Origin of the sequence: Candidatus Halobonum tyrrellensis G22 (assembly GCF_000495475.1) — an archaeon.
Taxonomy (GTDB): Archaea; Halobacteriota; Halobacteria; order Halobacteriales; family Haloferacaceae; genus Halobonum; species Halobonum tyrrellense.
In genome coordinates this window covers 26,021-33,732 of sequence record NZ_ASGZ01000016.1, presented here as the reverse complement: position 1 = coordinate 33,732, position 7,712 = coordinate 26,021, and the positions used below count along the sequence as shown (strand labels likewise).

7 protein-coding genes are annotated in these 7,712 nt (G+C 74.0%); 3 read left to right on the top strand and 4 right to left on the bottom strand.

What is annotated here, in order from left to right:
• Together K933_RS19465 and K933_RS05325 are read left to right on the top strand one after the other, a co-directional pair.
• Positions 1–931 (top strand): DUF7282 domain-containing protein (locus tag K933_RS19465; RefSeq protein WP_023393667.1); only part of this gene is annotated, 931 nt, incomplete at its 5' end.
• Between the two features lie 139 nt (positions 932–1,070).
• A complete protein-coding gene (locus K933_RS05325) occupies positions 1,071–2,057 on the top strand; it encodes an alpha/beta hydrolase (protein ID WP_023393666.1) in 987 nt (328 codons plus the stop codon).
• On the opposite strand, the gene K933_RS05320 is transcribed toward K933_RS05325, so the two are convergent.
• The gene (locus tag K933_RS05320; protein WP_023393665.1) at positions 2,032–3,102 is read right to left on the bottom strand and encodes an AIR synthase-related protein; all 1,071 of its coding nucleotides are present in this window, start codon (positions 3,100–3,102) and stop codon (positions 2,032–2,034) included. The two genes, K933_RS05325 and K933_RS05320, sit on opposite strands and share 26 nt — an antisense overlap.
• A 102-nt stretch (positions 3,103–3,204) precedes the next feature.
• A complete protein-coding gene (locus K933_RS05315) occupies positions 3,205–4,632 on the bottom strand; it encodes a CRTAC1 family protein (protein ID WP_023393664.1) in 1,428 nt (475 codons plus the stop codon).
• An 89-nt stretch (positions 4,633–4,721) separates the two neighbouring features.
• On the opposite strand from K933_RS05315, the gene K933_RS05310 reads away from it, so the two are divergent.
• Positions 4,722–5,189, top strand: a complete 468-nt coding sequence (locus K933_RS05310) for a hypothetical protein (protein WP_023393663.1) — start codon at positions 4,722–4,724, stop codon at positions 5,187–5,189.
• A gap of 91 nt (positions 5,190–5,280) precedes the next feature.
• Here K933_RS05310 and K933_RS05305 read toward each other — a convergent pair whose 3' ends face one another.
• Together K933_RS05305 and K933_RS05300 are read right to left on the bottom strand one after the other, a co-directional pair.
• Positions 5,281–6,393: a glycosyltransferase gene (locus K933_RS05305; protein WP_023393662.1), complete on the bottom strand. Its 1,113-nt coding sequence runs from the start codon at positions 6,391–6,393 to the stop codon at positions 5,281–5,283.
• 78 nt (positions 6,394–6,471) lie between these two features.
• Positions 6,472–7,584 carry a glycosyltransferase family 4 protein gene (locus K933_RS05300; protein WP_023393661.1) on the bottom strand — a complete coding sequence of 371 codons (1,113 nt, stop codon included), beginning with the start codon at positions 7,582–7,584 and terminating at the stop codon, positions 6,472–6,474.
• Positions 7,585–7,712: the final 128 nt, after the last annotated feature.

Below are 7,712 nucleotides of genomic sequence, written 5' to 3'. Positions count from 1 at the left end.
CACCGACGACGACACCGCGACGGCGGAGCTCACCGTCGAGGAGTCCGAACCCGAACCGGAACCCGAACCGACCGCGAACGTGACGTTCGAGAACCAGAGCTCGAACGGCACGACGGTCGTGGTCGACTCGGTGACGATGTCCGAGGGCGGCTTCGTCGCCATCCACGACAGCAGTCTCCTGGAGGGTAACGCGCTCGGCAGCGTCGTCGGCGTCTCGGCGTACCTCTCGGCGGGTACCCACGAGAACGTCGAGGTGACGCTCTACGAGGGCGTCGCGGGCGCGAACTTCAGCGACGACGCGTCGCTCGAAGCGAACGAGACGCTGATCGCGATGCCGCACCTCGACTCGAACGACAACTCGACGTACGACTTCGTCGCCACCGGCGGCACGGCCGACGGTCCGTACACCGACGAGTCGGGTGCGGTCGTCGACTCGGCGTCCGTCACCGTCGACACCGGCGAACCGGCGGAGCCGGAGGCGACGTACTACCAGGTTGACTTCGTGGCGGGGGAACCCCTCGAGAACCTCTCGGCTGACACGCTGTACGCGAACGACGAACAGGACCGCTTGGTCCGGTTCGCGCACGGTAACACCTCCGAGGGTATCACCGACCGCGGCCGCGCGTGGGCCAGCGAGGAGGTCCGCTCGTGTGTCGACTCCGCGGGCGTGATCGACCGCGAGGGCGAGACGGCGACGATCACGTTCACCGTCAACGAGAGCTGCGAGAACGTGACCATGTCGCTCGTCTCGTACAGCAAGCCCACCGCGGGCTTCAGCCCCGAGACGGCCGACCAACAGGAACTGTTCGACGCGACCACCGAGACGTTCGAACCCGGCACGCACACCATCACCGTGTCGCTGCCCGACAGTAACGAGACGGACGACGCGTCCGCGCTCTCCGCGGCGACGCGGTCCGCGCTGTCGGCGTAACTCGGCCCGCATCGGACGGAACCAACCAGCCGTCGACGCGACGGCGGTCCGCGCGACTCCCGCTCTTCTTTCGCGGTTCGACGCGTCACGAACCGTGCGGGTTCATTACGGCTCCCCCCGACGCCACACGTCGAGTCAGATGGCACCGACCGACCTCGACTCCGACCTCGCGGCCGTCGTCACCGACATCGAAGCGCTCGGCGTCCCCGGGTGGGGCGCCCTCTCCGTCGAGAGCGGTCGGCGGGTGGAGGCCGACCTGTTCGGCGACGGGGGCGAAAGCGGGGGCGGGAGTGACGCGGCCGCGGCCGACGCCGACTCGGGGGGGCGCGGCGCCGACCCCGTCTCGACGGTCGACCTCTCGTTCGACGGCTCCGGCGGCCCGGTTCCGGTCCGGGTGTACCGCCCGCCGGAGACGCCCGCGCCGACGCTGGTCTTCTTCCACGGCGGCGGCTGGTGTCTCGGCACGCTCGACTCGGCGGACGACATCGCGCGGGGGCTGTGCGAGCGGGTGGGTGCGGTCGTGGTCTCGGTCGACTACCGCCTCGCGCCCGAACACCCGTTCCCGGCGGCCGTCGACGACGCCGCCGACGCGGTGGCGTGGGTGCGCGAGCACGCGGCCGCCCTCGGCGGTGACGGCCGCGTGGGCGTCGCGGGCACCTCCGCGGGCGGGAACCTCGCGGCCGCCACCGCCCTCCGGGAGTCCGGCGAGGACGACCTGTCGGTGCAGGCGCTGCTGTACCCGGTCACCGACCGCGACTTCACCACGGACTCCTACGCGGCGAACGCCGACGGCCCGCTGTTGACGCGGGGGGACATGGAGGTGTTCTGGGACCGCTACCTCCGGAGCGACGTGGACGCGGCCAACCCGTACGCCGCGCCGCTACGCGCCTCCGAGGCGGCGCTCGGCGGGACGGCCGAGGCGGTGGTCGTCACCGCGGGTCACGACCCGCTCCGGGACGACGGCGCGCGCTACGCGACGCGGTTGGACGAGGCGGGCGTCGGCACCACCCACCTCGACTACCCGTCGATGTGTCACGGCTTCCTCTCCTTCGGGGACGCCGTGCCCGCGGCCGACGCCGCGTTCGACGAGGCCGCGGCCGCTATCCGCTCGGCGTTCGACGGCTGAGCGCCTCGTACGCCGCCCACGAGGGGTCCTCCGCGGGCGGGTCGACCCGCCCGCCGTCGACGTACACCCCCGCGCCCTCGCGCACCTCGCCGACGACGCCGACCGGCGTCCCCCGGGTTTCGAGCGCCGAAGCGACCGCGTCGGCGGCCGCCGGGCGGGCCGCGACCACGAGCGTCCCCGACGTGGTACACGCCCACGGGTCGATGCCGAGCGCGTCGCAGGCGGCGACCGCCGCGGGTATTTCGGGGACGGCGGCCGACTCCACGTCGAAGCGGACGCCCGCCGCCGCGGCCGTCTCGCAGAGCGCGCCGCGCAACCCTCCCTCGGTGGCGTCGTGCATCGCGGTGACGCCCCCGACGGCGCCGTCGGGGGTCGCCTCCCGCCCGGCCTCCGCGGCGGCGAGCGCGTCCCGCGTCACGCCCACCCGGTCGAGACACGCCTGCGCCTCCCGGAGCGTCGACTCCGCGAGCGCGTCGAACGCCTCGGGGTACAGCGTCGTCAGCAGGCCCGCAGTCTCCACCGCCGGCCCCTTCGTGACGAGCAGGCGGTCGCCCGGCCGCGCGCCGTCCGGCCGGACCACCGCGTCGTGGTCGCCGACGCCGAGCACCGTCGCCGCGCCGACCCACGGGAACGACGCGCCGGGGTAGCGCGCGGTGTGGCCCGTCGCGACTGCGACGCCCAACTCCCGACACTCGTCGCTGATCGCGGTCCACAGCGCGGCGAACTCGTCGTCGCTCACGCCCGTCGGGAGCGCGAACGACGGGCAGATGTGGGTCGGGGCGACCCCCGACACCGCCACGTCCGCCAGCGCGAACGCCAGCGCGAACCGACCCGCACGCTCGTAGCCAAGGTCCGGGAGCACCGACAGCGGGTCGGTCGCGGTCACGAGCGCCCGGCCGCCGACGTCGAGGACGCCGAAGTCGACGCCGTGGGTCGGCCCGAGCGGCACGTCCGCGCGGTCGGCGCCGAGGTTGGGGTAGATGGCCGACTCGAACAGGTCGCGGTCGGCCTTCCCGAGCGACTCGCTGGCGTCGGGGTCGTCCATGCCGGCCGGTGGTTCCGGCGGGGCAAAAGCTCCCGCGTCACGTCGCCCGCGTCCCGACCGGGGTCCGGTTTCGGTTCCGGTTCCGGGTCCGCGAGCCCCCGCTCAAAAGCGAGGGGCCATCGGGTGTGCGAGTTCGTGTTCCTCGCGGACCGCGGGCCGGTCGAGCGTGGCCGTCCGGCCGTCGGGCCAGCTGACGGTCACCCGCTCGGGCGTCGCGTCGCCCAGCCCGAAGTGGGCGACCGGTCCCATCTGACAGAGGTAGCCCGACCCCGCACACACCACCCGATCGCGGGTCCACGCGTCCGTCTCCAGCGTGACCCTGGCCCCCCGGGCGGGCGCGCCGTACTGGGTGGTCGGGCGGACGCGGAGCCAGTCGTTGTCGGCGGCGCCCGGGACGGAGAACAGCGTGAGCGGCTGGGCGGCGAGTTCGCCGTGGACCAAGAGGAGTTCGAGCGCGCCGTCGCCGTCGAAGTCGGCGACCGCAGCGCCGGTGCCCAGTCCGCGCTCCTCCTCGGCGGCGCCGGGGTCGAGCCGGGTCCAGTCGCCGTCGTCGCGCCGGAACAGCCGGTTTTCGGTCCCCATCGCGTGGACGAACAGCTCCTCGCGGCCGTCGTTGTCGAAGTCCGCCGACACCAGCGTCCGAACCCGAGTCGGCTCCGCGAAGTCGGGCGGCGCCACGTCGGTGAACGTCCGCGTTCCGGCGTCGCGGGCGGCGTCGGCGCCGGACCCGCCGTTCGTCCCGGCCGCGCCGACGCCGTCGGCGCGGTAGAGCCGGTTCGGCCCCTCCCACGCGCCGTACGCCAGGTCGCCGTCGGCGACGGTCACGCCGCGGGCGTCCGTCTCGGGGTCGGCGACGCCGGCGGGTCCCGCCACCTCGGTGAAGTGGCCGCCGTCGTTGCGGAACAGCCGGTTCGGGCCGCGTTCGACGCCGACGAACAGGTCCATCCGGTCGGTCACGAGCGGGCCGGCGAGCAGCGACCGGCCGCCCGCGGTCACGCTCAGCCCGACCGCGCCCGCCATGTCCGAGAGTTCGCCGTCGTCGCCGAGTTCGTAAAAGCGGGAGGCCGGACCGTAGGAGGCGACGAACACGCCGTACCGGCCGGTGCCGTAGCGGTCGAGCGCGGCGACCGACCGCCCGGCGCGGAAGTTCCCCCGGTCGGCGTTGACGCCGAGGCCGAACAGGTCGCGCCACCGGACCGACCCGTCGTCGGGCGGCACCCGGACGGGGTCGAGCAGCAGGTCGGTGTCGCGGGTGTGGCCCTCGTACTCGTCGGTGTTGTGGACGTAGAACTCCTCGCGGCCGTCGCTGTCGAGGTCGGCGGCGACGACGCCGATGGCGTGTCTGCCGGCGTCGGCGACCGCCGGGGTGGCGACGTCGCGGAGCCCGCCGTCGCGCCACGTCAGCAGGCGGTTACCCGGCCCGTAGCCGGTGACGAGCGCACACGGGCCCGTACAGCCGGGCGTCACCGCGACGCCGTAGCCACGGTGGGGGTCGTCGTCACAGACGGCGTCGGACCGGTCCGCGAACACGCCGCCCCTTCAGAGACGGGGGGATAAGAACGCACGGATCACTCGCGGGATGAACAACCCTTTTCGGCGGCCGGAGCGAAACGGGAGCCATGGCAGACGACGACCCCGAGCGCGAGGCGGCCGACGAGGCGAGCGAGCCGACCGACACCGCCGACGACCCCGCGTCCGACGCGGACGCCGGCGGCGAGGGCGACGAGGAGAAGTCGTTCCGCGAGCGGGTCGAGGAGATCCGCCAGCGCCGCGAGGAGGAGCGCGAGGAGGGCGAGGGCCCGCCCGGTCCCGAGGAGATGATGGGCGGCGGCGGTCCCGGCGGCATGGGCGGCGGTGGCGGCGGCGGCAACCCGTTCGCGCAGATGATGGGCGGCATGATGGGCGGCGGCGGCGGCGGACCCGGCGGCATGGGCGGCGGCCCGCCCGGCATGGGCGGCGGTCCCGGCGGCGAGGAGGAGTCGGTCGGCAACGAGGAACTCGTCCGCGAGGTGCGACAGCTCCGCGACGAGGTCCGCGACGTGACCCGACAGCTCCAGCGGATCGGCGACGCGCTCGAAGACGACTGACGTAGGGGGTTGCTCCGACCGCGCCGCGAGCGGCGACTTCGCCGTTCGTCGGCTCGACCGCTCCGACCGGCCGTGTTCTCCCCGTCCGACGCTACCCCGACAGCCCGTCGTACACCTCGGCGAGTCGGTCGACGGCGTGTTCGACGCTGGTGTCCTCCCGGCGGTCGAGACAGTTCGCCGACAGCGTCTCGCGTTCGGCGAGCGTCCGGTCGATGGCGGCCGCGAACGCCGCCTCGTCGTCGCGGGCGAAGTGGTAGCCGGTGACGCCTTCGACGACGGTGTCTTCGAGCGCGCCCGCGTCGACGCCGACGACGGGCGTGCCGCAGGCGTTCGCCTCCAGGGCGACCAGCCCCTGCGTCTCCACCGGCGAGGGGAAGAGGAACGCGTCGAGACACGCGTAGAAGGCGGGTAGGTCCTCCCGCGGGAGGAAGCCGAGGAAGCGCGCGTCGACGCCCCGTTCGGCCGCCTGCTCGGTGAGGCGCTCGCGTGCGGGCCCGTCGCCGCCGAACACCAGCGTCGCGTCGGCGTCGGCGGCGTCGACCGCCGGGACGACCGCGTCGAGCTCCTTCTCGAACCCGTGCCGGCCGGTGTAGCCGACCAGCGGGCCGTCGGGGAGGCCGTACCGCTCGCGGAACGCCGCCCGTGTCTCCTCGTCGACCGGCCGGAAGAAGTCGACGTCGACGCCGTTGGGCACCACCTCGATGGGCGTCCGCGTCCCGATGTCCGCGAGGTGGTCGCGCGCGGGGCCGCTCGGGGCGACCACCGCCGACGCGCGGTCGAGGTACCACCGCTCGTAGCGCCGGGCGACCGACTCGACTCCCGTGGCGACGGCGCCCTTCGCGATGTAGTCGGCGTACTCGGCGGTCGGGGTGTGATACGAGGCCACCAGCGGCGTGTCCGTCCGGCGCGCGAGCGCCAGCGCCGAGAGGCCGAGCGCGAACGGGGTGTGCGCGTGGACCACGTCGGCGTCCCGAACCGCGTCGGGGACGCCCGGCAGGCCGAACCGGAACCCCTCGTAGAAGGGGAAGCCGACGCTGCGGGTGGTGTACTCGCCGGCCTCGGGGTCGTAGCCGGGCGCGCCGGGGAACACCACGTCCATCCGCCCCCCGCGGGCGTTCCAGCGACGGCGCCACGACTGGACGGTGTAGGTGACGCCGTTCACCGTGGGGAGGTACGTGTCGGTGAACGCCGCGACCGTCTGCATGCGCCGGCGTTCCGCGTGCCACCACTAACCCCTTGCGTCTTGGCCGCGACCGGCGGACGGCCCCGGCCGTGCCGCCAGCTACCGGTTCCCACTCGCGTCCGCCCCCGCCGACCCGGTCGCGTCTCGCCGGGCCAACAGGTCCTCGTACACCCCGACGAGCTGTTCGCCCACCCGGTCGAGCGAGTGGGTCGCGGCGGTCTCGCGGGCGTTCGCGCCCAACCGCTCGCGCAACGTCTCGTCGGCCGCGAGCGAGTCGAGCGCCTCCGCGAACCCCTCGCGCGTCGACCGGAGCAGGCAGTCGTGGCCGTCCTCGAAGTACTCCCGGAAGACGGGGATGTCCCGGAGGACGCACGCCTTCCCGCACGCCATCGCCTCCAGGACGACGAGCCCCTGGTTCTCCACCTTCGTCGGGAAGAAGAACACGTCGCCCGCGCCGAACGCGCCCGCCTTCTCGTCGACCCACCCCGTGAACGTGACGTTCTCCGGGGGGTCCCTCGTCCACCGCCGCACCGTCGACGACGCCTGCGGGCCGGAGTCGACCGTGCCGAACCAGACGAACTCGTGGTCGCTGCGCTTCGCCACCTCGCAGAAGTCGGTCAGCCCCTTGCGCTCGAACACCGAGCCGACGGCGAACATCGCGGTGCCGTCTATCCCGTACCGCTCGCGGTAGCGCTCGCGGAGGCGCTCGTGGCCCGCGATGGAGCCGAGGTCGACGCCGTTCGACATCGCACGCACCGGCGCCTCGACCGGGTAGTCCGCCAACCGGCGCTCGGTGTACTCCGAGGGGCAGAGCACGAGGTCGGCCTGCGAGTAGAACCACCGGAGGTAGCGCCGGAGTGCCGGCGCCACCGTGTTCGACCCCCGAAAGCTCTCGCGGAAGTCCTCGCTCGTGACGTGACAGTGGAGCACGAGCGGTCGGTCGCGGTACTTGGCGTGCCGGGCGAGTGCGACGCTCGCCGGCCCGACGAGGTTGCAGTGGGCCACGTCGTAGTCGACGAGGGGGTCGCGCCCGCCGAGGGCGCCCCTCAGCCCCCCGACCGGGTCGCCGTCGCGCCACGGCGAGGTGACCACCTCCACGTCCGCGCCCGCGGCGGCCGCCCGCGAGAGCGCCTTGACCTGCTGGTCGTGGGCGGTGCCAATGCCGGCGCGGTCGAGCCGCGAGTCAAGTTCGAGGTAGTTCAGGACGCGCACGTCTCTGTCTCGCTCGGCGGTTCGCCCGACCCCGCCTTCGACCTGTCGGAATCGGCGCTCGGCGGCCGCCTCCCCGCTCGCCGCCCCGCGGTCCCGCGGCTCGACCGGGGCTGAGACCGAAACCCGAA

Excerpts from the sequence above, each read along its gene's own strand:
- K933_RS05320 (WP_023393665.1), bottom strand. The coding sequence starts at position 3,102 with ATGGACGACCCCGACGCCAGCGAGTCGCTCGGGAAGGCCGACCGCGAC.
- K933_RS05325 (WP_023393666.1), top strand. The coding sequence starts at position 1,071 with ATGGCACCGACCGACCTCGACTCCGACCTCGCGGCCGTCGTCACCGAC.
- K933_RS05305 (WP_023393662.1), bottom strand. The coding sequence starts at position 6,393 with ATGCAGACGGTCGCGGCGTTCACCGACACGTACCTCCCCACGGTGAAC.
- K933_RS05310 (WP_023393663.1), top strand. The coding sequence starts at position 4,722 with ATGGCAGACGACGACCCCGAGCGCGAGGCGGCCGACGAGGCGAGCGAG.